Origin of the sequence: Paraburkholderia aspalathi (assembly GCF_905220735.1) — a bacterium.
In the GTDB taxonomy this organism is placed as follows: Bacteria; Pseudomonadota; Gammaproteobacteria; order Burkholderiales; family Burkholderiaceae; genus Paraburkholderia; species Paraburkholderia aspalathi.
Genome location: NZ_CAJNBA010000004.1, coordinates 209,789 through 232,844 on the forward strand (window position 1 = coordinate 209,789; position 23,056 = coordinate 232,844).

General features: G+C 64.6%; 24 protein-coding genes. 11 read left to right on the top strand and 13 right to left on the bottom strand.

All coding sequences use genetic code 11. The features are described from left to right. Positions 1-106 precede the first annotated feature (106 nt). A complete protein-coding gene (locus tag KHO30_RS23705; RefSeq protein WP_200618478.1) occupies positions 107-730 on the bottom strand; it encodes a GNAT family N-acetyltransferase in 624 nt (207 codons plus the stop codon). A 321-nt stretch (positions 731-1,051) separates the two neighbouring features. Between KHO30_RS23705 and KHO30_RS23710 the strand changes: the two genes are divergently transcribed. Next, complete coding sequence (locus KHO30_RS23710; protein WP_211702530.1) at positions 1,052-1,516, top strand: hypothetical protein; 465 nt, start codon at positions 1,052-1,054, stop codon at positions 1,514-1,516. Positions 1,517-1,531: 15 nt separating this feature from the next. On the opposite strand, the gene KHO30_RS23715 is transcribed toward KHO30_RS23710, so the two are convergent. The 11 genes from KHO30_RS23715 to sctU all read right to left on the bottom strand — a co-directional run bounded on the left by KHO30_RS23715 (position 1,532) and on the right by sctU (position 11,745). Continuing rightward, a complete protein-coding gene (locus tag KHO30_RS23715; RefSeq protein ID WP_093641351.1) occupies positions 1,532-1,987 on the bottom strand; it encodes a CesT family type III secretion system chaperone in 456 nt (151 codons plus the stop codon). A 174-nt stretch (positions 1,988-2,161) separates the two neighbouring features. Next, positions 2,162-2,329 carry a hypothetical protein gene (locus tag KHO30_RS23720; protein ID WP_167378473.1) on the bottom strand — a complete coding sequence of 56 codons (168 nt, stop codon included), beginning with the start codon at positions 2,327-2,329 and terminating at the stop codon, positions 2,162-2,164. Positions 2,330-2,489: 160 nt separating this feature from the next. Beyond that, on the bottom strand, positions 2,490-2,738 hold the full coding sequence (locus KHO30_RS23725) for a type III secretion protein (protein WP_093641347.1): 249 nt from the start codon (positions 2,736-2,738) through the stop codon (positions 2,490-2,492). A gap of 41 nt (positions 2,739-2,779) precedes the next feature. After that, positions 2,780-4,105 carry a type III secretion protein gene (locus tag KHO30_RS23730; protein ID WP_211702531.1) on the bottom strand — a complete coding sequence of 442 codons (1,326 nt, stop codon included), beginning with the start codon at positions 4,103-4,105 and terminating at the stop codon, positions 2,780-2,782. A gap of 153 nt (positions 4,106-4,258) precedes the next feature. Then, positions 4,259-5,296: a hypothetical protein gene (locus tag KHO30_RS23735; protein WP_211702532.1), complete on the bottom strand. Its 1,038-nt coding sequence runs from the start codon at positions 5,294-5,296 to the stop codon at positions 4,259-4,261. 38 nt (positions 5,297-5,334) lie between these two features. After that, positions 5,335-5,598 (bottom strand): type III secretion system export apparatus subunit SctS, encoded by a 264-nt coding sequence (gene sctS / locus KHO30_RS23740; RefSeq protein ID WP_035546645.1) that lies wholly within the window; start codon positions 5,596-5,598, stop codon positions 5,335-5,337. Positions 5,599-5,634: 36 nt separating this feature from the next. After that, positions 5,635-6,285, bottom strand: a complete 651-nt coding sequence (gene sctR, locus KHO30_RS23745; RefSeq protein WP_093641338.1) for a type III secretion system export apparatus subunit SctR — start codon at positions 6,283-6,285, stop codon at positions 5,635-5,637. Beyond that, complete coding sequence (gene sctQ, locus KHO30_RS23750) at positions 6,269-7,726, bottom strand: type III secretion system cytoplasmic ring protein SctQ (protein WP_244864118.1); 1,458 nt, start codon at positions 7,724-7,726, stop codon at positions 6,269-6,271. The genes sctR and sctQ overlap by 17 nt, the downstream gene beginning before the upstream one ends. A 14-nt stretch (positions 7,727-7,740) precedes the next feature. After that, positions 7,741-8,475, bottom strand: a complete 735-nt coding sequence (gene sctP, locus KHO30_RS23755; protein ID WP_211702533.1) for a type III secretion system protein SctP — start codon at positions 8,473-8,475, stop codon at positions 7,741-7,743. A gap of 10 nt (positions 8,476-8,485) precedes the next feature. Then, the gene (gene sctV / locus KHO30_RS23760) at positions 8,486-10,591 is read right to left on the bottom strand and encodes a type III secretion system export apparatus subunit SctV (RefSeq protein ID WP_093641332.1); all 2,106 of its coding nucleotides are present in this window, start codon (positions 10,589-10,591) and stop codon (positions 8,486-8,488) included. Between the two features lie 11 nt (positions 10,592-10,602). Beyond that, positions 10,603-11,745 (bottom strand): type III secretion system export apparatus subunit SctU, encoded by a 1,143-nt coding sequence (sctU, locus tag KHO30_RS23765; RefSeq protein WP_211702534.1) that lies wholly within the window; start codon positions 11,743-11,745, stop codon positions 10,603-10,605. A gap of 303 nt (positions 11,746-12,048) precedes the next feature. Here sctU and KHO30_RS23770 point away from each other — a divergent pair, with 303 nt between their 5' ends. The 10 genes from KHO30_RS23770 (at position 12,049) to sctC (ending at position 21,829) form a co-directional block, all read left to right on the top strand. Next, the gene (locus KHO30_RS23770; RefSeq protein ID WP_211702535.1) at positions 12,049-12,642 is read left to right on the top strand and encodes an HrpB1 family type III secretion system apparatus protein; all 594 of its coding nucleotides are present in this window, start codon (positions 12,049-12,051) and stop codon (positions 12,640-12,642) included. 25 nt (positions 12,643-12,667) lie between these two features. Next, positions 12,668-13,066, top strand: a complete 399-nt coding sequence (locus KHO30_RS23775; protein ID WP_093641324.1) for a type III secretion protein HrpB2 — start codon at positions 12,668-12,670, stop codon at positions 13,064-13,066. A gap of 77 nt (positions 13,067-13,143) precedes the next feature. Continuing rightward, positions 13,144-13,971 (top strand): type III secretion system inner membrane ring lipoprotein SctJ, encoded by an 828-nt coding sequence (gene sctJ / locus KHO30_RS23780; RefSeq protein ID WP_093641321.1) that lies wholly within the window; start codon positions 13,144-13,146, stop codon positions 13,969-13,971. Between the two features lie 18 nt (positions 13,972-13,989). Further along, positions 13,990-14,775 carry a type III secretion protein HrpB4 gene (locus KHO30_RS23785; protein WP_211702536.1) on the top strand — a complete coding sequence of 262 codons (786 nt, stop codon included), beginning with the start codon at positions 13,990-13,992 and terminating at the stop codon, positions 14,773-14,775. Beyond that, the gene (sctL, locus tag KHO30_RS23790; RefSeq protein ID WP_211702537.1) at positions 14,760-15,581 is read left to right on the top strand and encodes a type III secretion system stator protein SctL; all 822 of its coding nucleotides are present in this window, start codon (positions 14,760-14,762) and stop codon (positions 15,579-15,581) included. The genes KHO30_RS23785 and sctL overlap by 16 nt, the downstream gene beginning before the upstream one ends. Then, a complete protein-coding gene (sctN, locus tag KHO30_RS23795) occupies positions 15,578-16,927 on the top strand; it encodes a type III secretion system ATPase SctN (protein WP_211702538.1) in 1,350 nt (449 codons plus the stop codon). The genes sctL and sctN overlap by 4 nt, the downstream gene beginning before the upstream one ends. A 20-nt stretch (positions 16,928-16,947) precedes the next feature. Next, entirely contained in the window at positions 16,948-17,454 is a 507-nt protein-coding gene (locus KHO30_RS23800; RefSeq protein ID WP_211702539.1) for a type III secretion protein, read from the top strand. Then, positions 17,451-18,305, top strand: a complete 855-nt coding sequence (sctT, locus tag KHO30_RS23805; RefSeq protein ID WP_200618468.1) for a type III secretion system export apparatus subunit SctT — start codon at positions 17,451-17,453, stop codon at positions 18,303-18,305. The genes KHO30_RS23800 and sctT overlap by 4 nt, the downstream gene beginning before the upstream one ends. 188 nt (positions 18,306-18,493) lie before the next feature. Further along, positions 18,494-19,969 carry a helix-turn-helix transcriptional regulator gene (locus KHO30_RS23810; protein WP_200651230.1) on the top strand — a complete coding sequence of 492 codons (1,476 nt, stop codon included), beginning with the start codon at positions 18,494-18,496 and terminating at the stop codon, positions 19,967-19,969. 75 nt (positions 19,970-20,044) lie between these two features. Further along, positions 20,045-21,829, top strand: coding sequence for a type III secretion system outer membrane ring subunit SctC (gene sctC, locus KHO30_RS23815; protein WP_200618466.1), 1,785 nt, complete (start codon positions 20,045-20,047; stop codon positions 21,827-21,829). A 58-nt stretch (positions 21,830-21,887) separates the two neighbouring features. Here sctC and KHO30_RS23820 read toward each other — a convergent pair whose 3' ends face one another. Continuing rightward, positions 21,888-22,946, bottom strand: a complete 1,059-nt coding sequence (locus KHO30_RS23820; RefSeq protein ID WP_234486558.1) for a response regulator transcription factor — start codon at positions 22,944-22,946, stop codon at positions 21,888-21,890. Positions 22,947-23,056: the final 110 nt, after the last annotated feature.

The following is a 23,056-nucleotide window of genomic DNA, read 5'->3' on the forward strand; positions in this document are numbered from 1 at the left end:
TCTGACCTTTGCATTATCGCCTGAGAAGTGAACAATTGCTTGTCTTGCGGACACTTCTTCGTTCCGGCTTGGGCCTTCTGCTGGGCGGTTGGACGGTTCGGCGGCTTCAGGCGTCCGCGAGACTCCACTGCATCGTGTTGCGCAGCCAGGCTGCACCTTCGCTGGCCGGCTCCGGCGGGACCGGTGCGGGCCGCGTCAAGGCGTAGAGAAAGCTGTCGTCGGCGGCGAGGCCGCGGTTCGGACGCGGCTCGTGATTCGTGAGCCGCGCTTCCTGGACGAAGCCGAGGCGCTCCATCGAACTGTGCGCGGCGCCATCCACGGCGCAGCACGCGAAGACCCGGTACACGCCCGGCTGCTCGATCAGCCAGTCGATCAATTCCTGCAGCGCGAGTACGCCGGCCCGGCGGCGTCGGGCGCCGCCGTGCCGGCTGATGATCACGCCGATCTCCACACGCGGCAGCGTCGGCTTCAGTTCGATCAACGCGGTCAGCCGGCCGGTTTCCTTGCATTCGAGCGTGTAGCGAATCAGGCTGCCGTCGTCCCAGCCGCGCAGCGCTTCGTCGACGAATTCGGTGGTTTGCGCCACGCCGGTATGGCGCAGCACCGGCAGGTCGCGCATCGTGTCGGCGTCGCCGAGCATCTGGTCGAACAGGGCGGGCGCATCGGCAAGGGTGAGCGGACGCAGCCGCAGATAGGGCGTTTCCATGCTGTCGAGCGGGATGAAGCGCATGACTCGGACTCCGAATGAGCGACGAACTCATGCAGTGTGCCGCCCGCGTGTGACTCACGCACGACGGTCCGCGAACCGGCGTAAGGGGGCGCGAAGACCGGGCTGCGGACGGCCGGCAAGGCGCTGGCGTGCGGCTGACCGTGCTCGCGGCTACGTGATTTGTCCCATCGCGCCCTGTATCCGGCTTCGCTTCGTCGCACACTATTTCGCGCTGTTACCGCGGGCCTCGTACGCCTGTTGTAAGGTCGAGCAGGATGCCTGTTCGACGTCCCGTCTTGCGCTTCGTCACCGCAGCGCACATTCCATCAGGAGCCTCGCACCATGCCGGATTCCCCGTCGATTTCACGCCCGAGCAGCACGCTACCGCTATCCGACATCAGCACGCCGTCGTCGCCTGCCACCGGCGGCCGCAAGCCCGTCGACGGGGCGGCGCACGCCAGTCAGCAAGCGGACGCGAATCTCAGCCAGCTAGCCGCCAACGGCAGCGGCGAGGCAACGGGCAAGCGCAAGGGCGCGTCGTTCTCGGCCAACACCTCGTCGGCGAGCAGGCCTGTGGTGCCTCAGCAAAACGCGGGAGGCGTGCCCGGCGGCGTGCCAGGCCGTCCCGGCCGGTTCGGCGGGCTGACGCAAGGCGCGGCCACCGTCGCGAACGATGCAACCGGCGTGGCATCGGCTGGTTTGAACGTACTGGGCGGCGTGATGCAGCTGGAGCAGGCGGCGGTCAACCAGATCGCGGAGTTGCTGAAGCAGGGCGCGCACAATGTCGAAGAGGCGTCGAAGGGGTGATGGGGTAATGCGGGCTTAGGCCCGCAGCCAGAAGTATTCCCCCGAAGCGATGCCTTCAAACATCTCGTCGTTCGATTCGACGATGTTCTGCCGCCAGTAGCGGCCATGCTCCGCGTAATGCGCGAGCAGATCGGCGAGCCCTTCGCCGTTGAGACCGTCGGCGAACGGCAAGCGCAGCACTAGCACCACGCCGCCCGTGTCCGTATCGAGCCCCAGTTGCGCCTGATCCTGTGCATAGATCAGCAGGTTGGCTTCGAGCATGAGCCGGAACACGACGAGCGTGCGCCCGGCCGTCACCGTGCCGAAATGAAAATTCGCATACATCGCGTCGAGGTCGCGCTCGAAATAGTCGAGCCGCACGTCGAAGCCTTCGACCTCGATCGACCGCGTGCGCAGCACATGGTCCGCGTCGCCGAGACCGACGGTCGCGCACAGATCCACGATCAGGCTGGTGTAACGCTCGCTGCTCATCCTCGTACCTTGCTTGGGCGATGCACGCTGTAATCGGCGCGGTGCGGATGCGACCCGCGCCATGCATCCGGCGAATGCTGAGAATGCCGCAAAAAACACGGCCGGGTCCCACGCAAAACAGGACCGGCCGTGTGCGGACCGCCGCCGATGGCGAGCGGCCCGCGTCTGCGATGCTTAGCTACCGCGCGAAGCATCCTTGACGTTGCTTGCACCGCTCTTCGCAATGTTCGCCACCGACGAATACATGCTTTGCTCAACTTGCATCTGGGCTGACATCATCGTCATCTGGTCCATTTCCTGCGTGAGACCAGCCATCATTCCGCCTGCGCTTCCTACGGACATAAGAACCTCCAGTGACTATGGGTAGAGAGTGAGTGGCCTATATCGAGACCTGCCGCCGCGCCGGCTGCTCATAAGAACAGGCCGCCGCAGCAAGCGCGTTGCCCGCGAGCCCGGTGCGTGACACGCCGCCAGGCTCGCGGTGAGCCACCGCGCCGCCGTATCAGGCGTGCGCGCCGGCTTGTTTTTCCTGCAGCCGCGCGATCACGCGCGACGCAGCGAGAAAGCCGCGATACAGCTTTGCCAGATTGTTGCGATCGAGGTCGGTTGCGCCCTGCGTGTCGCTGATCCGCTGCGCGGTTGCGTCGAGCGCCTGACGGATCGCGTCCACTTTCGGCGCACCGGCCGGATCGGCGAGCGTCTTCTGCAGGTCGTTGAATTCGCTGGCGTGGGTTTCGAGCTGCTCGTACATGTCGATCTCCTGATTGAACGGGGCGGTGTGCCGGTAGTGGGTCAGCTGGACGGACCGCGCGGCTGCGCGGTCGGCAGTGTGGCGGGGTTGGGCAGCGGCACGACGCCGGCTGCGCTGCGGGTGACGGTGTCGTTGTCGACGATCGAGGCGTTTGCCGGGTTCGATGGGTTTGCCGTGTTTGCTGTATGGGCGACGTTGGGGTTGCCTTTCGCCGTGGCGTTTGCATTCGCTGTCGCGGTGCCGCTGGATTGAGTGGCTGCGTTGGCGTTGGCGTTGGCATTGCCGTTGGCGACCACTACGCCGCTCGCACCGCCTGTTCCCGAAGCCGCATTCGCCGCGGCTGCCGCATCGCTGTCCGACGCTGGCGGATCGATCGCGTAGATATGTTTGACGCCGTCCGGCGTTTGCGCGTAGCGGACGTCGTCGGAGGAAATCATTTCGGAATACGACGCCGCGCTCGGGTTGGCCGCGGCAATGCTGGTGTTTTCCGCGGCTTCCACGACCACGTTTTTCACGTTCGAATCCAGATCGGCCCGCACGCGCGCCAGCGCGGCGTCGAGATCCGCGCGGCTGCTGACGGCACCTGTTATCGCGAAGTTGCCGTCGCCGAGATAGCGCACGTGAGCGCCCGCGACGCCGAGCGAATCCTCGATGCTGCGCGCGTCGTTCTGTGCGACGTCGTAATTGCGCGAGATGCCGGTCGTCGAAATCCGCGCGAGCAGGTTACGCACGGCGTCGTCGTCGGCAGGGCTCGTGACCATGCCGGTCACCACCACGGTATTGCCCACCGCGTGCGCCTGCAAACCGCTCACGTGGGCCGCGGCCAACGCTTCGCTGACGCGCTGCGCGCGGTCGTCCGCATTACGCGGCAGGGCGGCGCGGCTCATCTGCGTGGTCGTCAGCAGCGAACCGGCGACGATCACGATACCGAGCGCGAAGCACGCCACCACGGCGCCGACATAGCGGCGGCGCTTCTTGCGTTCGGCGGCGAAACGCGCTTCGGCGGGGCGCGTCAGGAGCATCGACAGCAGGTCGAGGTCGGACGGCCACACGGCGTCGTCCGCGCCGACGCACAGGATCATGTCGTCGAATTGCATCGGCACGAAGTCCACCAGCAACACCACTTCTTCCGCGACGGCGGGCTGTGCTGGCTGCCCGTCTGCCGTGTCCACTGTCTGCACGGCCGCAGCCGCGACGCGCTGTGCGCTGACCACGCCGCTCGCATCGACGTGCAGCAGCGCATCCGCACCGCGCCAGTCGGTGAGGCGGATGTCGGCATCGTCGTCGGCGCCGACGCGATGCGTGCCCGGCGTGAGCTGCAATTGCGCTCCCGCGTGAACGCCCGTCAGTATCCGCAGCAGTTTCATCGTGCTCGCACAGGGTGGATGGGAGGAGAACCGGGGCGCGCGCGGTGCACGGCGCGACCGGCCCGATCGACCCTAATGTAGCCGCCCGCTATGGCATGGTCGGGAGCGGATGCGAAGGCGCCGCATGGGATGCGAAGCCGCGCGGCAAACCGCCTAGCGGCCGCCGCCAGGAAAGGCCCGGCGCGGGCCTGGCGGGGGCGTCGGCGCCCCGGGTGCGGCTGCATGGGCGCTTCTTTCAGGGGCAGACTCGGTTGCGCCAGATGTACCCAACGCGCCCGCGGTCCCCGGTGCCTCGGAAGAGCCCGAAACCGCCGACCGCCCGAGCGTGCCGCTGCGCATCACGCACAACGTGTCGATCGACCGGTTGAGCTGCGCCGCATTGGACGGTTTATCGGCATGCAGCCAAAGCAACGGAAACAGCAGGTTGAAACGCTGCACCCGCTCCGGCGGCGGCAGCCGCGTCACCCCTTGGGCGGTCGACCCGGCGGTACGCTCACGCAACGCGGCCACACCGGATCCCGCACCTGGCTGCGGCGCGGCAATGCTGCCGATTCTCTGCTGCACCCCAAGCAGATCGATCGCCTGTTCCAGCACGCGGGCGTCGATCGGCATCTGCGGATTGGCGGCTAATTGCTCGCGCAAGCTCAGCATGTCAGTGCGCCACGCGTCGCGTACCGCTGCGGCGCGCGCGCCTTCCTGCCCCGGCTGTGCATACTGTGCGGCGATCGCGTCGAGACGGCCCGGCGGTGGAGGCGGCACGGCGTTGCGATCGCCGCGCGCCTTGATCGACGGCGCCGCGCCGGAATCATGTTCATCACTATGATCGCCCTGCGAATGGCCACCGCCGCCACGCCCGCCGCCGTCGCGGTTGACCTTATGGCCCTCGGCATGATGCGCTTCGGCGTCGTCCGGGCCATCGTCGTCGAGCCCCCCGGCATTACTGCGCTGCTTCTTCGCGGCGCGACGTTTGCGCGCCAACTGATCGGCCATTCTCTTCGCACGCACCGAACTCACCGACGGACCACGCTGCGCGTCGTTGCCGTATGTGAAATTGGTGGTGCCGCGATAGAGGGCCGCGAATTGCGCGCCGTTGCGAGCACCTTGCGCATTGGCCGCTTTCTGCTGCGACTGGGCGACGTGTTGTGCCTGGGCCGCCGCCGTATCGCTGCCCTGATGAGAGATGCGGCTCATGTCGATCGCCTCGCTGGTCGGTCAGGCAGTGCGCCGCTTTACAGCGGCACAGCTGCCTGCATCATTTCGTTGGCGAAGTGCAGAATCGCCGCGCACGAGAGCGGCGCGGCGACCACGATCACCACCGTCACCGCGATCAGCTTGACCGCGTGCGAGAGCGTCTGGTCCTGCATCGACGTAATGGCCTGCAGGAACGACACGCCGAGCCCGACCACCGCCGCGACGATCACCGCCGGCAGCGATACGGTCAGACACAGCAGCATGCCCTCGGTGGTAAAGCGGATCAGCGAATCGATTTCCATGTGAGTTTCCCTGGGCGGTCGTTCCGACTACGCGCGCTATTTGTAGGACATCACGAGACCGTGGATCAACGTCGACCAGCCGTCCATCACGACGAACAGCAGCAGCTTGAACGGAATCGCGACGTTGGTCGGCGTGACCTGGTTCAGGCCCATCGCGAGCAGCACGTTCGCGATGATCAGGTCGATCACGATGAACGCGATGTACAGCAGAAAGCCGATCTTGAACGCGTCGGTCATTTCCGTCAGCGTGAACGCGGGCGCCAGCACGATCAGATCGTCTTCCTTGATCTGCGAGGCTTCTTCCTTCGGCCACACCACGGAAGCCGAGCGCAGGAAGAAGCGCTTTTCGCGCTCGTTGGTGTGCTTGACGAGGAACGCGCGGAACGGCTCGCGCGCCGCGCCGAATGCCTGAATCAACGCTTGCGAAGGCTGCGCGGCGAGCTGTTGCCCTTCGAGCGATTTCGCGGCGAGCATGCCGATCGGCGCCATCACGTAGATGGACACCAGAATCGCGATGCCGTTGAGCACCATGTTCGGCGGTACCTGCTGCACGCCGAGCGCATTGCGCAAGAGGCCCAGCACTACGACGATTTTCGCGTAAGACGTGACGACCATGGCAACGAAGGGCAGCAGGCTGATCGCGACGACGACCAGCAGCAGCCCGGTGATATCACTGAATTGGACCATGCCTGTGCGCCATGCGAATGATGCGGATGCCGAGATGCTCACCGACCGTCACCAGCTCGCCATAGCCGATGGTCTGTCCGTGTGCGACGAGCCGCAATTGCGCGTCTGCCACCGGTACGGGCAGTTCGAGCACGTAACCGGGGCCGAGCGCCGACAACTGGGCGAGCGGTAGTGCCACCGTGTCGATCTCGAACTGCACCGGCAGCTCGAGTTCGCCGATCCGGATCGGGTCGGCGGGGTCGTCGATGGCGAGCCCGGCGTCGGCGCTCGCCGGGTCCAGCTCTTCTGACATGTTCGGCTCCTTGACGATGACGAGCGACTGCCCGTCGAGTTCCACAGCGGCGCACACACGAGTGAGCCCGGGGGTTCCCCACGCGGCGACGGCACGTGGCCGCGCGTGAGGCGAAGAGGGATCGTTCGAGGCATCGAGCAGCGTTGCATCGAGCGAAGGGAAGGCGGCGCGCAGCAGCACGTCGCCGGGTTCCAGCGCGTGCAGTGTGTCGACGGGTAAGCGCTTGACGCCGAGGATCAGGCTGCCGGGGACGGTGAGGTCGAAGGCGGTTTCTGGTGTGGGTTCGGACGACGTCGACGACGCAGTTGAGGCTGCGATTGATTGAATCGAAGCAGGCGCGGGTTCGGTACGTAACAACCGGTCGAGCAGGTCATAGCACGCGGGATCGGCGCTGAGCGCGGCCTGATAGCGGCGTTCACCGAGCACAAACGAGAGTGCGACGACAGGTGCGTCGGCATTAGCCTCGTTCAGCCGCCCGCGGCGAACAGCGGCGACACGTGGGCCTTTGAAACCTGCGCGGATCAATCGCTCGAATAGTGGTTCCAGCACGACGCCGGCAACAGCCTGACGTAACGCGACGTCGGCGGGAGGCTTCGTGGTGAGCGCGTCGCTGTCCGGCCACGCCGCGATCGAGAGGGCCGGATAGTCGTGCAGATCGAGAGCAACGCGCATGGCGACGGTCGAATTGCCATCCGCCGAAGCGAGCGTTAGTTCGATGACGCCCGGGTCCGCGTAAGCCGCATCAACGCTGTGTGCATCGATCAAGGCGGCGTGCCATTCGGTGACGCCGAGCGTCGCATGCAGATAACCGGCGACCCGCGCATCGCAGACCGTGCGCGTCACGCGCGCGGCGGCGCGGCCGATGGCTGGTAGACGCAGCGGCGCGATCGGCGTAACGGGTGTTTCGACCACAGCCGCATCGTGTGCCGGATTCCTTATCGTTGCGATCGGCATTGCAGCTGCACCGTGCTGCTGCTGCTGCGCGCTACGAGCAACGTCGCTCGACCGATGCGTCGATTCCACCGCGGCGGCACGCTCGCGCGCCGTATCGCCCGATATAGGGCCCACGCCCGATGTCCGCTCGCGCGCGGCGTGCGGATCGGTCGCGGCTTCGTCTTCGGTTGTCGGCTCGTCGAGCGGATAGGTCATGCGCAGGGAATCCGTCACCACACAGTGAGTTCGATTTCGCGGGCTTCACCCCACGCGCGCAGCAAGGTATCGAGCTCTCGCTCGAGTAGTGCGCTGTGTTCCAAGAGTAGTTGCCTCGTCGCCGTATCCGGCGTGTCGAACCGAAGCTGCAGACTGAAACGCGAAAGCGTCAGATACAGCGTGGTCTGCGGCAGCAGTTTCTGATCGAGCGGCAACTGCACTTCCCAGTTGCCGGCTTCTGCAATCGAAGGATCGCCGCAGAACGCGCCGATCTCACGCGCAAGCGAGCCAAGCAGTTGCACGAAGCGTTGCTGCTGCCGGTAGACGGCAGTCACGACCGGCGCTGCGGCATCGGCGACACGTGCGCCGATTGCAAGACGCTCGGGCGAGGGCGTGCTATCCGCGTTTGTCGAAGGATTCGCGTCAGCGCCGGACGCAGTGTTTGCAGACGCGTCAGAGCCCGCGTCTCCGCCGCTACGTGCAAACGGGCGCGGTGCCGACGGAACAGGCACATCAGCAGTGTCTTCAGCGGCATCCGCTTCGTCTCCACCTTGCGAACCTGCATGCGCATCGGTATTCGCATTGCTATTGAGCCGATGCAACGTACGACGTCGTCCGAGCAGCGACGCGTAGTCGAAACCGCGTCCACCCGATCCGCGCGAAGCTGTGCGCGCGTCGATTTCGTCGGCCGTTTCGCTGTCCGCTTCGCCGGGAATGACACGCACGTGGCGCGAAACGATGTGCGTCATCGTCACGGCCTCAGATCGACACACGGCCGAGCGGCCGCAATTCAACGTGCTCGCCGAGTTCCTGATACGAATACACCGCAAGCCAGCCGAGCCGCGCCTCGATCATGCGCCGCACGTAACGGCGAATATCCATCGATGTCACCAGCGCCACTCCTTCGCGCGGCACAGCGCCGACGAAGGACTGGATCTTGTCGATCAGCAACGTGGCTTCGTCGGGCGGCAAGGCGAGGAAGTTGCCGGTCGGCGTCTGCTTGATCGATTGACGGATATGCTGCTCGACCGGCATGTCGAACAGCACCGCCGACAGGGTCCGCTCGCCGCTCGCGGCCCGATGCGCGAGAAAGCGCGAGAGGTCGCCGCGCACGTACTCGGTGAGCATCAGCATGTCTTTTTCTTTCGGTCCCCACGCAATCAGACTTTCCATGATCGTGCGGACATTGCGGATCGAAATCTGCTCTTCGAGCAGACGGCGCAGCACGTCGGCGATCCGTTGCGGCGGCAGCACTTTCTGCACTTCGGCGACGAGGCCCGGATAGTCGCTCCCCAACTGATCGAGAATCCATTGCACTTCCTGGATGCCGAGAAAGAGCGGTGCGTGCCGCCGCATCAGCGCCACTGACGCATGCGCGATCGCCTGTTCCGCACGCCACACCGGTGTTTTCGGCGGCACCGCACGCTCTTCGAGCCAGCGCGTCGGCGCGCCGCTCGTGTCGATTGGCGGGCCGGCTTCGCATTGCGCAATGAGCGCGTCCATGGCCTGGCTTTCTTCACTCGTCAGCGTGACGGGTGCGGCCGAATGCGCGAGACGGCTGGCTTCGGGCAACATCACTTTGCCGGCCGGTAGTTCGATCGTCAGTTGCGGCACATCGTGCACGAGAATCTGACAGGTCGAAGAAGGCAGCGCGGCGTAGGTCCACATCGTGATACCCGGAAACGGCAGGCCGAGTTCTTCCTGCAAGCGCGCGCGTTCGGTTTCGAACGACTTGTCGAGCGCGGGCATGGTCAGCCGGGCGACCAGGTCCGGCGCAATACGAACGCCGAGCGGGCAGGTGAATTGCGGTGCGCGCGCCAGAATCGCGGGCACGTCGGTCTTCGAACCCGAGCGTTGCATGGCGTGCAGCGATTCGCGTTCGTGATTTTGCTGCTGGGGCTTTTTTGCATTCAGACGCCATGCGGTGAATGCGAGCGTGCCGGCGAGCAGCAGGAAGAGCGCAGCCGGAAAGCCCGGTACAGCGGCGAAGCCAAGCAGCAACACCGCCGCGAAATACAGTGCGCGCGAACTGGAACCGAGTTGGCGACCGATCTCATCGCCGAGCGAACCGGGTTTGGCTTGCCGTTCATCCGCGACGCGCGTGATCATCACGCCGGCCGCCACCGACAACAACAGCGACGGAATCTGCGACACCATCGCATCGCCGACCGACAGAATCGAAAAGCGGTTCGCCGCTTCGCCCGCGCTCATGTTGTGATACGCGACACCCACCGCGATGCCCGCGACGATATTGATCATCGTGATGATCAAGCCCGCAATCGCATCGCCTTTGACGAACTTCATCGCCCCGTCCATGCCGCCGTGCAACTGGCTTTCGACAGCGAGCGTCGCGCGTTTTCGGCGCGCTTCTTCGGCGGTCAGCAGATTGGCGCGCAGATCGGCGTCGATACTCATCTGCTTGCCTGGCAGTGCGTCGAGCGTGAAGCGCGCGCCGACCTCGGCGACCCGTTCCGAACCTTTCGCGATCACGATGAACTGCACGGTGGTGATAATGACGAACACCACTAGCCCGACCACCAGATTGCCGCCCACCACCAGTTCGCCGAAGCTCTCGATGATATGGCCGGCTTCCGCATGCAGCAGAATCGACTTGGTCGACGCGATGTTCAGCGAGAGCCGGTACAGCGTGGTGAACAGCAGCAGCGACGGAAACGCGGACAGCGACACCACGTCGGGCACGTACATCGTCACCATCAGCAAGGTCACGCTGATCGTGATGTTCACGCCGAGCAGAATGTCGATCAGCGTCGGCGGTAAGGGCAGGATCATCAGCGAAATAATCGCGACGATCAGCGCGACGATGCCGATTTCGCCACCGGCGGGAAGTTTCAACGTCTTCAGCATGGTGGGTCTCGTCAGTGGAGGGCAGGCGGCGGGTCGGAGGGATGAATGGCCGCACTATCGGTGTGCGTGTCGACGTGTGTCCCGGCGCCGGCAGCCAGATCGCCCTCCACGCGCCGCACGCCGATTGCATCGACCCAGCGCAGAATCGCCGCGACCGTTTCGAACAATTCTTCGGGAATCGGCTGATCGACGCCGACTTTGTACAGCGCACGCGCAACCGGCGGATTGCCGATGATCGGCACGCCCGCATCGCGGGCCGCGCGCCGCAGCTCGGCGGCGCTCTCGTCCATGCCTTTGGCGATCACGCGCGGCAGCGGGTGTTCATCCGGCGCATAGCGCACCGCGACCGAATAGTGGGTGGGATTGACCACCATCATGTTGGCCATGCCGACTTTCGATTGCGGCGGCGCGTTCAGCATTTCGCGCGCGAGACGTCGCCGCTCGCCCTTGATGCGTGGATCGCCTTCCTGATTCTTGTGCTCGCGTTTGACCTCGTCCTTCGACATCTTCATCTTCTTGAGGAACATGAAGCTTTGCAGCTTGACGTCCGCGGCGCCGACCAGCACGAACACTGCCGCGGCCACCATGAAAAGCTTCAGCAGCAGGTCCCAGAACATCCGTACGAGTTCCGGCAGCGGCTGATACAACGAGCCGACGATCAGCGGAAACAGCCACTTGATGGTCTGCCACATCACGCAGAACACGATCGCCGCCTTGACGATCATCTTCGCGCACTCGATCAGCGTGCGAACCGAGAATATGCGCTTGAGGCCCGCCATCGGGCTGACGGCCTTCGGATCGGGCGTGATCGGCTTGGTGGCGATCTGCATGCCGACCTGGCCGATTGAACCCGCGATCGCGGCGAGCGCCGCGATGCATACGCACGGCACGATCGCCGACAACGCAAGGCCGCCGATCTTGTAGAACTGCGTCTGCATATTGGTCAGCGAATGGTCGCCGTTGACGAAGCCCGTGGCGATCAGCACCGCTTCGCGCATCGCGTCGCTAAAGTGGCTCGCGCCCGCCATCAGCAACAACACCACCGCCGACATCGAGATCGAATCGGTCAAATCGCTGCTGCGGGACACCTGACCGTCCTTGCGCGCGTCCCGCAGCTTTTTCTGGGTTGGCTCTTCGGTCTTTTCGTCGCTCATGTCGGCTCGGTCGCGATGGGAGGAGGGGCGTGGGCGGGCGGGGCACGCGGCGCGTTCACGAAGCGTGCCTGAGGCGAGGGCCGCATATCCCGCCTGACGATAGCGCCCGCGCTGAGCCCCCGTGCCGGGTGAGGCGAAGCGGGCGCGCGCATTACGAAGCGGACACCCGGCTTCGCATCCCATGCGCTCACTTCGCGTCCAACGGTCTGCCGCCGCGCGCCGGTTGCTATGTTTGCGTCATCCTTCCCGACCGGCTGCGAACGGCACGGTCGACCTCAACGCTTCTGTCAGGAGCCCATCGCCATGACCGTCAGCACGCCGGAATACATGAATTGCAGCCCCGATGTCGTCGGCGGTCTGATCGAAACCGTTTCGACCGCGTTGCTCAGCAACTTCCCGAAGGTGTCCGCCGACCCGTACGACATCGAACTCGTGCTCGATGCGCTGCGCGTGCTGCGTCCGCGCGTCGCCGAAATCGACACGCTCGACGGCATCCTGCATATGGTGCGCGGCCACTGGGACGACGCCATCCACGTGCTGCGCCAGGTCGGCGAGAACGCGCCGCGCTTCGGCTACGCCAAGGCGCTGCTCGCCTTCTGCCTGTCCGCGAAGGGCGACCCGGACTGGAAGCAAAGCGCGACCGAAGCCATGGAAAACAATCCGACGCGCGACACGCAGTCGCTGGTGCGCGCGCTCGAAGCCCGCGAGGACCTGTTGAACGCGATGAAGGTGAAGCGCGCCGGCGGCCAGTTCGTCACGCCGAAATCGTTGGAGGCGCTGGCTGAGTTCGACGCGGAAACCGCTGAAAACGCCGAGGCCGATGTTCAGCCCGCGCCGGCTACAGCAGCCACGCCGGCTACAACCGACTACGCGCACCAGTCGTTCCTACGAGCCTGATTTCCATCCGTTTCCGGAGCCGCACATGACCGTCAATGCCACCACGACCGCCTTGCAAGCCTCGCTCGAGCAGATGTCGCAAGGTGCGGGCGCCGCGCCGGCCGCACAGACCACGCCTGAAATGGCCGACAAGTTCCAGTCGCTGATGCAGAAGTCGCCGATGAGCGCGCCCGCCACGCCGCAGCAGGATGGCACCGCGGTTGCCTCGAAGCTGGTCGCCTCGCAGGACGCCGAGTTGCAGCACACCGTTAACGACGCGCTGCAACTCGCCGAGCAGGCGCCGAACATGACGATGAACGAGATGAGCGCGGGCACGATTCGCATGACGCTCGAACTTGCCAGCACGCAGCTCGATCTGGAAGCGAAGATGGGCGTGGTGGATTCGTCGAAGTCGGCGATCGAAACGTTGATGAAGAACCAGTAACGCGCTTGCGCACGCCACCCTGAACGTGGCGCTGCGCCTTCGCGAACCTTGTGCATACGATGCGAGACGCCGCCACCATGTTCGACCGATTGCCGATCCGCCGCCGCGCCGCACCGTTACTCTGCGTACTCGCGTTATGCGTGACGCTGAGCGGCTGCAAGAAAGAGCTGTACGGCAACCTGTCCGAGCAGGACGTCAACGAGATGGTGGTCGCGCTGCTGGAACGCGGCGTGGATGCGTCGAAAGATACGTCGGACGCGGGCAAGACCTGGTCGCTCGACGTCGACGACGCGCAGATGGTGCGCGCCATGGAAGTGCTCCGCGCGCGCGGTTTGCCGCACAACAAGTTCGACGACCTCGGCGCTTTGTTCAAGAAGGACGGCCTGGTTTCGACGCCGACCGAAGAACGTGTGCGGTTTATCTACGGCACGTCGCAGGAGTTGTCGTCGACCTTATCGAAGATCGACGGCGTGCTGGTCGCGCGTGTGCAGATCGTGTTGCCGAACAACGACCCGTTGGCGCAGACCATCAAGCCCTCGTCGGCGGCGGTGTTCATCAAGTACCGGCGCGACTCGGATATCGGCGCGCTGGTGCCGCAGATCAAGACGCTCGTCATGCATAGCGTGGAAGGGCTCACCTACGATCAGGTCAGCGTAACCGCGGTTGCGGCGGACCCGGTCGAATACTCGCAACTGCCGCAGAGCAATAGCATGCCGGTGTGGCTGATGGGCGTGTTGGCCGGTGTGGTCGTGCTGGCCGCCACAGCGCTCCTGGTGTTGGCGCGCCGTGGCGTACTGGCGGGACGGCCGGGCGGCGAGGCGGGTGGCACTGGAACGGGCGAGCCCGCGAGCGGCCGCTTCGCTGGATTGCTGGCGCGTTTGCGCCGTCTGCGCCCCGCGAACTGATCCGGCGACGCGGCTACGATGAACGCGCCGACCGATTTGCCTTTCATGCGGGTGGCCGCGGCGCTCGATTCGTATCGCCGCAACCTCGCTACTGCGGCGCAGTGGGCCGATCCGTCGTGGAGCGCCGCGTTGCTCGGCGCGAACGCGGCGCAGTTGGAACATTGGCGTGCTGCGCTCGAGCGTGCCGGTGCAGCAGCGGTTCAGGCCTGTTCTCAGGCCCTTGCTGATGCCGTCGGCGCCAAACCACCTTCGTTCGCTTCGCTCACTCAACCCGCGCTGAAACCGACGCCTGCGGGTACCGTACAGCCGAATGCCGTGCTGCTCGATGTACTGCCGGTCCATCACGCACTACAGGTTCTGCGCATGCGTGCACTGTCGTTCCGGCGCGCCGAGGTGCGTCGCCTGATCGACAAACGCACGCGATCGCAACTGTCGGAATGGACGGGCGTGGGCATCGACCGTCTCACGCAGGACGCCCATCTCGCCGATGCGCCTGATATCGCGCGTTTGACCGCGCGCGCCGCGATGCCGCCGTTGACGACGCTGGATGCCGGGACGCTAGCGGTAGAAGGCTGCGCGCTGCTGTTGCGCGATCTGGGCGGCACGAACACAACGAGCGGCGCAAGTGGCACGAACGAAAGCGCGCGTGTGCCGTTTCCGCTGCTGCGCCTTGCATTGCCGCGCGTGCTGCCCACTCCTGCGTGGCTCGCGTCCGTGCCTGAAGAGCTGGATGCAGCCGGCTCCGCACGCCTCTTCGCGCGTCTATCCGATCTGCTACCGGAGTTTGCATGGCTATTTGGTTGAAGCACGCGCGCTCCGCCTTTGGCGAAGTCGATGCCAACGCATCGTTTGCAAGAGTCGGCGCGGCAGCCGATGTGATTCCTCGCGCGACCTTCGGCGAGTTGGTCTCGATCGATGCAGCCTATGCGGCGCTCGCAGCCGAACGCGACGCGCTGCTGGCCGACGCGCGTGACGAGGCGGCGCGAATCGTCGATGCAGGCCATGCGCAGGCCGCCGAAATCGCCGAACAGGCGCAGCGCGAATACGACACCGCCAGCGAACAGGGCTACCGCGACGGCTGCGATCGCGCGCTCGCCGACTGGATGCAGCGTCTCGCCGACGTCGCCGATGCGCAGAGCCAGCTACAGATTCGCATGCGCGAGCGGCTGGCGCAGATCGTGGCGTCGGCAGTCGAACAGATCGTGCGCGTGGAGCGTCACGAGGCGTTGTTCGAACGGGCGCTCGCAACCGTCGACCGCATTGTGGAGGGCGCGACCTATTTGCGTGTCGCCGTTCACCCCGACGACTACGCCGAGGCTAAAGCCACCTTCGACCGGCTCGCTTCGCGCTGGCGCGATCTCGGCCAGCCGATTCCGCTCTCGGTGATCGCGGACAAACGGCTCGATCCCGGCAGTTGCGTTTGCGAGTCCGACTTCGGCACCGTCGATGCGAGCCTCGACACACAATTGCGCGCCATGCGCAGCGCCGTGTCACGCGCGCTGAAACGCTCGGTCGAAGAGGCCGATGCGCACGACGAAGAACCGGCGTCAGCCGATGCCGACAACGACGCCGACGGCTACGACCCGCGCAATGACGAGGAAGCTGCATGAGCACGCCATGGCTCACCCGAACCGTCGATTTCGACCGGCTGACCGACGAGATCGAGCGCGAGATTCTCGCCGTGCCGGGTGTGACTCGCACGGGCAAAGTACTGGAAGTGATCGGCACGCTGATCAAGGTGGCCGGTCTCGATCTGTCGCTCGGTGAGTTGTGCGAGTTGCGCGCGCCGAACGGCACCTTGCTTCAGCATGCCGAGGTGATCGGCTTCACGCGCGACGTCGCGCTGCTTTCGCCGTTCTCCCGCCTCGAAAACATTTCGCGTTCGACTCAGGTGATCGGCCTCGGCCGCTCGCTCGCGGTGAAAGTCGGTGACATGCTGCTGGGCCGCGTGATCGACAGTCTCGGCGAACCTGTGGATGGCGGTCCGCCGATTCATTCCGACACGCTGCGGCCGATTTTCGCGGCGCCGCCCGATCCGATGAGTCGCCGCATGATCGAGGCGCCGTTACCGACCGGCGTGCGTGCCGTCGACGCGATGATGACGCTCGCCGAGGGCCAGCGTATGGGCATCTTCGCGCCGGCCGGCGTCGGCAAAAGTACCTTGCTCGGCATGTTCGCACGCGGGGCTTCGTGCGACGTCAACGTGATCGCTTTGATCGGCGAGCGCGGCCGCGAAGTGCGCGAGTTCGTTGAACTGATTCTCGGACCGGAAGGCATGGCGCGCTCGGTGGTGGTATGCGCGACGTCGGACCGTTCGTCGATGGAGCGCGCGAAAGCGGCCTACGTCGCGACTGCAATTGCCGAGTATTTCCGTGACCGTGGCCAGCGCGTGCTGCTAATGATGGACTCGTTGACGCGTTTCGCGCGCGCCGGCCGTGAGATCGGTCTGGCGGCGGGCGAGCCGCCCGCAAGACGCGGCTTCCCGCCGTCCATCTTCGCCGAATTGCCGCGTTTGCTGGAACGTGCGGGCATGGGCGAAACCGGCTCGATCACCGCGCTCTACACCGTGCTCGCCGAAGACGATAGCGGCAGCGATCCGATCGCGGAAGAAGTGCGAGGCATTCTCGACGGCCACATGATTCTGTCGCGCGAGATCGCGGCGAAGAACCAGTACCCCGCGATCGACGTGCTCGGCAGTTTGTCGCGCGTGATGCCCCAGGTCGTGCCGGACGCTTACGTGCAGGCTGCGGCGCGGATTCGCGAATTGATGGCGAAGCATCGCGAGGTGGAGATGCTGTTGCAGATCGGCGAATATCAGCCCGGCGCCAATCCGCTGGCCGATGAAGCCATCGCCAAGGCTGACGCGATCAAGGCGTTCCTGTCGCAACGCACCGGCGACTACGCTGCGCCGAACGAGACGGAAGCGCTGCTTTACGACCTCAGCGGGCTCGGCTAATGGCGGCAGGATCGATGGGTATGCAACAACGGCGCATCGTCGCGCTCGAGCGATCGTGTACGCGGCGCCGGCGTCTCGACGAAACTTTGCGCGTGACGCTTACCGCGCAGCGCAACGCGCAATTGCAACTCGAAGCCGCGCGCGATGCAAAGGCAGACCAGGTCGCGCACGAAGCCGGCGTGCTGCAGTTCTACCAGCATCGCATCGACGGCATGATGACGGGCACCGAACCGTTCTCGCTCGATGACCTGAACAACTGCCGTTTGTACATCGGGGTGGTGAGCGACCGGCTGCGCCTGCTCGAAGCGGAACTCGCGCAAGCCGAAGCCGCCGTGCAGGAAAATACTGCGGCGATCGCGCAGACGCAACGCGAGATCGCCCTGAATCAAGGCCGCATCGATCTGTGCGGCGAACGGATTCGCGATATCCGCCGCGCTCAGGAAAACGCGGCCAGCGACGCGAGCGACGAGGAGGCCGAAGAAACCGCGCTCGCGCGACGTTTTCAGGCGCGCGGAGCGCCCGCATGAACGACATCTTTTCCGCGCTGCCGCAACTCGGCACGCTGCTGGTCGGCTACATCACGTTGATCGGCGTGTGCTCGCTGCGCCTGTTCATCGTGATGTTCATTTTCCCGCCGACTGCCGACGGTTTGCTGCAAGGCGTGGTGCGTAATGCAGTCGTGTTGCTGTTCAGCTCCTACGTGGCGTACGGTCAACCCGTCGCGTTCATGCAATCGCTGCACGGCGTCATGTTGCTGGAAGTCGGTCTGCGCGAGGCGTTGATTGGACTCGTGATCGGTTTCGCGGCCTCGGTCGTGTTTTGGGTTGCAGAAGGCGCGGGCACCTATATCGACGATCTGACCGGCTACAACAACGTGCAGATCACCAATCCCACGCGCCAGGAGCAATCAACGCCGACCGCCACGCTGCTCGGGCAAATTGCCTCCGTCGCGTTCTGGGCGCTCGGCGGCATGACCTTTCTGCTCGGTACGCTATACGAGTCGTATCACTGGTGGCCGATCGTGTCGGCAGGACCGAACGTGTCGAACATCATCGAATCGTTCGTGCTGACGCAGACCGACACGCTGATGCAAACCATCGCCAAGCTCGCCGCGCCGATGATGTTCATTCTGCTGCTGGTCGACTTCGCCTTCGGCTTTGCCGCGAAGTCCGCATCGAAGCTCGATCTGATGACGCTGAGCCAGCCGGTCAAAGGCGCGGTGACGGTGTTGATGCTGGCGCTGTTCGTCGGCATTTTCGTCGACCAGGTGCGCGATCAGGTGACCTTGCGCGGTCTTGAAGCGCAGTTTCGCGTGCTTAACGAAACGACGAAGGCGCCGAATACATCGAACTCTTCCCGTCCGCCGAACAAGCCTTGAGCTTGTGTTGAGAATGCCTTGCAGAACGTCGCTGCGCGGCCGCGCCGATGCAAATCTCAAACCTTCTCAAATGCGCCGCAAATATCAGATTAATTGAAACTTCGTTTGGTGCGCCTCGCTACATTGACTCCACTCGACGCATCGCGCATGCCGCTTGCGACGCGTTCCCGCACTCAGAGGAGTCGTCCATGTTCTCGATGCTTTACTTCCCCGTGGTATCCGCGCTCGCAACGCCCGCACCCTGTGCTCACACCGCACTGTCCGGCCGATTTCTCGATACCTTGCTCGACGGCAAGCTGAACGCCGCGAGTCAGCTGGCGAGCCGCTGGGCCGACGAAGCCGGCAACGCCGAATTCGCGCCGCACGCACTGCAACTGCACGCCGATCTGCAACTGATGCTCGGCATCGAAGTCGAGGCCGAGGAGAACTACCGTCGCTCGCAAAAGCTGATCCGTTCGTCGAAGCACGCGATCCGCACCGCGTCATGCCGCAACGCCGCATGGCAGGCATTTTTCCGGCATCGCCTCGGCACGGCGCTGGCGTGTTTCTCGCGTGTCGCCGACGAGCCGGAAATCGAACCGGCGCGCGCCGTGGAAGCGCACTTCGGCATTGTTTGCGTGCTCTATGAGCTGGGCCGCACCAGCGAAGCCGCCGACGCCATTGACGATCTTGTCGAACGGGTGGAGCGCGATCTCGACGATGCAGCGGGCCATTGGCACGCGCTGCTCGCGACGCTGCGCTTCGACCTCGCCGTGCAAATGGAAGTGCGTAACGCGACGGCGCTGCGCGATCACGTCTACTGGCAATCGGGTTTGTCGAGCGAACGCGTGCCGCGGCCGGGCCAGGGGGCTGATGCAAGCGTCGACAGCCTTGCACGCGCCGTGTTCGGCGTGCGTTCGCCGTTGCTGCGCGCGCGCATCGACTATCTGCAGCAATTGCGTCTGGCCGCCTGCGCGGATCGAGATGCGATCGGCGAATTGCAGCGTCATTTGCAGTGGTCGCGCGAGCAGGGAATCGGCGACTATCAGCGCACGCTGCGCCTCGAAATTGCGCTTGCGACACTGGCCGGCGCGGCGCCGCATCTGGCCTGTTCGATTCTGGAGCCGCTGCATCAGATTGGTCGCAACGGCACCACCGGCCACCGTCAGCTCGAATATCTCTACTGCAGCGCCAAAACGCGTCAAGCCGAAGGCCGTGCGCAGGAGTCGCTGCAACTCTATAGCCGCTATGCGCTCGTGGCCATGCAATGTCTGCGCGAAGACTCGCAAGTGCGCGCGCCGTTCCTGCAGCGCAGCGCGAAGGCCTCGCCGCAACTCGACGATGTCGGCGCACGTCTACCGGCCAAGTACCGCCGCGCATATAGCTACGTGCTCGACAACCTCGACCGGCGCGATCTTTCAGTACGCGAAGTGGCCGCGGAGATCGGCGTAACCGAACGTGCGTTGCAAAGCGCCTTCAAGAATTTCCTCGGACTGTCGCCAACCGAATTGATCCGCCGTCAACGCATGGAGCGGATTCGCGCGGAACTCACCGACCGGTCGTATTCGAGCGATCGCGGCGTGCTGGGCGCGGCGAGCAAGTGGGGCGTGCAAAACCGCTCGACGCTCGTGAACGGTTATCGCAAGCAGTTTCATGAAGCGCCGTCCGAAACGCTTGAACGATAACGCCGCCGCTTTGTTGCCACTGCTGCGCGTTTCGGTATTCGCGGTTTTTTCCATCACCCTCACACAGTCGACTCCATGAAATCGAAGACGCTGTTCTGCGCCGCGTGGCTCGCGGCGTCCCTGACGTTGAGCGCGCTGCAACCTGCTAGCGCGGCTCCCGTGCGATGGCGTGGCACCTCGGTGCACATCGCCGTGGAAGGCAAAGATCTGAAAGACGTGCTGCGCGATTTCACCGCGAGCCAGGGCGTGGCCGCGTCGATCGCGGGCAATGTTCAGGGCGCGGTGACGGGCCGCTTCGACATGTCGCCGCAGCGCTTTCTCGATACGCTCGCTTCGACCTTCGGTTTTGTCTGGTTCTATGACGGCAGCGTGCTGTCGATCAGCAGCGCCAACGACGTCACGCATCAGGTGATCAAGCTCGATCACGCATCCGCTTCCGATCTGCGCGCCGCGCTGCATACGATGAGTGTCGACGACGCGCGCTTCCCGGTGGTATATGACGAAAGCGCGGGCACGGCGATCGTCAACGGGCCGCCGCAATATGTGCAGATGGTGAGCGAGATCGCCCGACGCCTCGACGAGAACGCGAGCCGCCGCAGCGGCTCCGTGATTCGCGTGTTCAAGCTGAAGCACGCCTGGGCCGCGGACCACAAGGTGCAGATCGACGGCAACACGATCACGGTGCCGGGTGTCGCCACCGTGCTGTCGAACATGTATCACGCGAAGCAGGAGAAGGGTGGCGGCCAATCGCAGACCTCGGTGTCGCCGAACATGCAACGCGTGCAGCCGATGAACGACGTGGGCGGCGGCAACAGCGGCGGCGCGCCGGTCATGAATCCGCCATTGCCGCCCAATATGGCAGACGGGCAAGGCTCCGCGCTCGGCGGCCTGGTCGGCAACGCGCAGCCGTCCAACTACGGCAGCACGGGCAGTGTGGGCTACGCGAACGCGCCTGGCGCTTCGCAGACGAGCCAGCCGAGCGGCGGCGATCTGAGCTTGCCGATCATGCAGCCCGATCCGACCACCAACTCGGTGCTGATCCGCGATACGCCGCAGCGCATCGACCAGTACGCGTCGCTGATCGATCAACTCGACACGCGGCCCAAGCTGATCGAAATCGAAGCGCACATCATCGAAATCGACGACGACGTGCTTGCGCAGATCGGCGTGGACTGGCGCGCGCACAACAGTCATCTCGACTTCCAGACCGGCACGGGAACGTATCAGCAGAACAGCTACGCGAACGGCCAGATCAATCCGAACTTCGGCACTACGACGCTTGCCGACGGCACCACGGTGGTTTCCGCGACGCCGGTGGGCGCCTCGATTACCGCCGTGCTCGGCGATGCAGGGCGTTATCTGATGGCGCGCGTCAATGCGATGCAGAGCACTTCCAAGGCGAAGATCGACGCGTCGCCGAAGGTCGCCACGCTCGACAACGTCGAGGCCGTGATGGACAACAAGACCAAGTTCTTCGTGCGTGTGTCCGGTTATACGTCGGCGGATCTGTATAGCGTGTCGACTGGCGTCTCGCTGCGCGTGCTGCCGATGGTCGTACAGGAAGACGGTCAGACGCGTATCAAGCTCGAGGTGCATATCGAAGACGGTCAGCTGACCGGCCAGCAGGTCGACAACATTCCGGTGATCACCAGCAGCGAGATCAATACGCAGGCCTTTGTCGGCCAGGGCGAGAGCCTGTTGATCGCCGGCTACAGCGTGGATAACAACTCGAACGGCGTGACCGGTGTGCCGGGCCTGTCGAAGATTCCGCTCATCGGCGCACTGTTCCGCAACAACAACGACTCGCGCTCGCATATGGAACGCGTCTTCCTGTTGTCGCCACGGGTGCTGGATCTGTAATCGAGGGCTGTGTTATGAAACGAGGGGCAGGCGCACGCAGCGCTCGCCCCTCTATGCTTTAGCGGCGCCGTCCGTTGCTCCCTAGCAGCGCGGCGGGAATCGAGAACGACGTCAATGCCGACGAAGAGTCGCTGCCCGGCGATTCAGCCCCGCGCGCCGTGAAGCCCGCTACCGGGTGCACGAAGTGCGCTGTGCCGCTGTGCCACATGGCCGCATACTGGCCCCATGGTTGTGCGCTGCGAGCGGCTTCGCTGTCTTTTGCATGGACGTCGAGCGTTCGGGAGGGGCGCGTTGTTTGCCCGACGCATTCTATATTCGCTTCGTGGCGAGCGATGTCGACGACTTCAGTGATCGCCGTAATCGCATCCACGGTCTGCTCGACCTGGACTATCCCCGGCATGATGGCGTCGGCATCCGCCTTGCCATCGCACAACTCGACGCGATATCCGTGCGCATACATCGTGCGTAGCTGGACGCCTGACGCGCCGTTCAGCCCCAGCTTCTTGCGCAGCTTGTAGATGTGCTGTTCGAGCGTGCGGCCCACGATATCTTCCGTGCTGCTCCAGATCGCACCGGCAATCTGCCGGCGGCTCACGTATTCACCGGCGCGTGAGAACAGCAGCCATGCAATCGCGAATTCGCGCACCGTCAGGCGGATTTCGCGCTCGTCCACCAGCACCGTGCCGGTACGACGGTCCAGCCGATAGGGACCGAGTTCGGCCCGGTCTTCGGATTGCAACGGTGGCGGCGACTGGAAGCGGCGCAACGCCTGATAGGTGCGTACCTCGAGTTCGCCCTGATCGATCGGTGAGAGCACCACGTCGTCGGCGCCGACTTCGAAGGCCCGTTCGATGCTGTCACGATCGGCAAATGCGCCAATCACGATCAACGGCGCGCGGCGGTCGCCATAGCAGGCACGGCGTGCGAACACTGCGCGCGTTGCATCGATGCCCGTTGCCGCGTCGACAAGGATGGCGTGATAGTCCTCCCGATAGATCGCCCGCGAGAGTGCGACGTCATCGAGGAAGCGGCAGCATTCGATCGTATCGTCGCGAAAGCATTGGCAAATCAGATTGAACAGACTGCTGCTGGTGGTCATCACGGCGAATTTCAACATGCCCTCCCGGGACTGATGCCTAAGGTTGCTTCCCAAACCGCATTGCGTGTCCCGAAAATTACGGCCCTTAAAATATCAGGGCTGTAACGAATTGTTTCATCGCATGACGC

What these genes read in the sequence shown, in the direction of transcription:
- KHO30_RS23705 (WP_200618478.1), bottom strand. Translation starts at nt 730, where the DNA reads ATGCGCTTCATCCCGCTCGACAGCATGGAAACGCCCTATCTGCGGCTG.
- KHO30_RS23710 (WP_211702530.1), top strand. Translation starts at nt 1,052, where the DNA reads ATGCCGGATTCCCCGTCGATTTCACGCCCGAGCAGCACGCTACCGCTA.
- KHO30_RS23715 (WP_093641351.1), bottom strand. Translation starts at nt 1,987, where the DNA reads ATGAGCAGCGAGCGTTACACCAGCCTGATCGTGGATCTGTGCGCGACC.
- KHO30_RS23720 (WP_167378473.1), bottom strand. Translation starts at nt 2,329, where the DNA reads ATGTCCGTAGGAAGCGCAGGCGGAATGATGGCTGGTCTCACGCAGGAA.
- KHO30_RS23725 (WP_093641347.1), bottom strand. Translation starts at nt 2,738, where the DNA reads ATGTACGAGCAGCTCGAAACCCACGCCAGCGAATTCAACGACCTGCAG.
- KHO30_RS23730 (WP_211702531.1), bottom strand. Translation starts at nt 4,105, where the DNA reads ATGAAACTGCTGCGGATACTGACGGGCGTTCACGCGGGAGCGCAATTG.
- KHO30_RS23735 (WP_211702532.1), bottom strand. Translation starts at nt 5,296, where the DNA reads ATGAGCCGCATCTCTCATCAGGGCAGCGATACGGCGGCGGCCCAGGCA.
- sctS (WP_035546645.1), bottom strand. Translation starts at nt 5,598, where the DNA reads ATGGAAATCGATTCGCTGATCCGCTTTACCACCGAGGGCATGCTGCTG.
- sctR (WP_093641338.1), bottom strand. Translation starts at nt 6,285, where the DNA reads ATGGTCCAATTCAGTGATATCACCGGGCTGCTGCTGGTCGTCGTCGCG.
- sctQ (WP_244864118.1), bottom strand. Translation starts at nt 7,726, where the DNA reads ATGACCTATCCGCTCGACGAGCCGACAACCGAAGACGAAGCCGCGACC.
- sctP (WP_211702533.1), bottom strand. Translation starts at nt 8,475, where the DNA reads ATGACGCACATCGTTTCGCGCCACGTGCGTGTCATTCCCGGCGAAGCG.
- sctV (WP_093641332.1), bottom strand. Translation starts at nt 10,591, where the DNA reads ATGCTGAAGACGTTGAAACTTCCCGCCGGTGGCGAAATCGGCATCGTC.
- sctU (WP_211702534.1), bottom strand. Translation starts at nt 11,745, where the DNA reads ATGAGCGACGAAAAGACCGAAGAGCCAACCCAGAAAAAGCTGCGGGAC.
- KHO30_RS23770 (WP_211702535.1), top strand. Translation starts at nt 12,049, where the DNA reads ATGACCGTCAGCACGCCGGAATACATGAATTGCAGCCCCGATGTCGTC.
- KHO30_RS23775 (WP_093641324.1), top strand. Translation starts at nt 12,668, where the DNA reads ATGACCGTCAATGCCACCACGACCGCCTTGCAAGCCTCGCTCGAGCAG.
- sctJ (WP_093641321.1), top strand. Translation starts at nt 13,144, where the DNA reads ATGTTCGACCGATTGCCGATCCGCCGCCGCGCCGCACCGTTACTCTGC.
- KHO30_RS23785 (WP_211702536.1), top strand. Translation starts at nt 13,990, where the DNA reads ATGAACGCGCCGACCGATTTGCCTTTCATGCGGGTGGCCGCGGCGCTC.
- sctL (WP_211702537.1), top strand. Translation starts at nt 14,760, where the DNA reads ATGGCTATTTGGTTGAAGCACGCGCGCTCCGCCTTTGGCGAAGTCGAT.
- sctN (WP_211702538.1), top strand. Translation starts at nt 15,578, where the DNA reads ATGAGCACGCCATGGCTCACCCGAACCGTCGATTTCGACCGGCTGACC.
- KHO30_RS23800 (WP_211702539.1), top strand. Translation starts at nt 16,948, where the DNA reads ATGCAACAACGGCGCATCGTCGCGCTCGAGCGATCGTGTACGCGGCGC.
- sctT (WP_200618468.1), top strand. Translation starts at nt 17,451, where the DNA reads ATGAACGACATCTTTTCCGCGCTGCCGCAACTCGGCACGCTGCTGGTC.
- KHO30_RS23810 (WP_200651230.1), top strand. Translation starts at nt 18,494, where the DNA reads ATGTTCTCGATGCTTTACTTCCCCGTGGTATCCGCGCTCGCAACGCCC.
- sctC (WP_200618466.1), top strand. Translation starts at nt 20,045, where the DNA reads ATGAAATCGAAGACGCTGTTCTGCGCCGCGTGGCTCGCGGCGTCCCTG.
- KHO30_RS23820 (WP_234486558.1), bottom strand. Translation starts at nt 22,946, where the DNA reads ATGTTGAAATTCGCCGTGATGACCACCAGCAGCAGTCTGTTCAATCTG.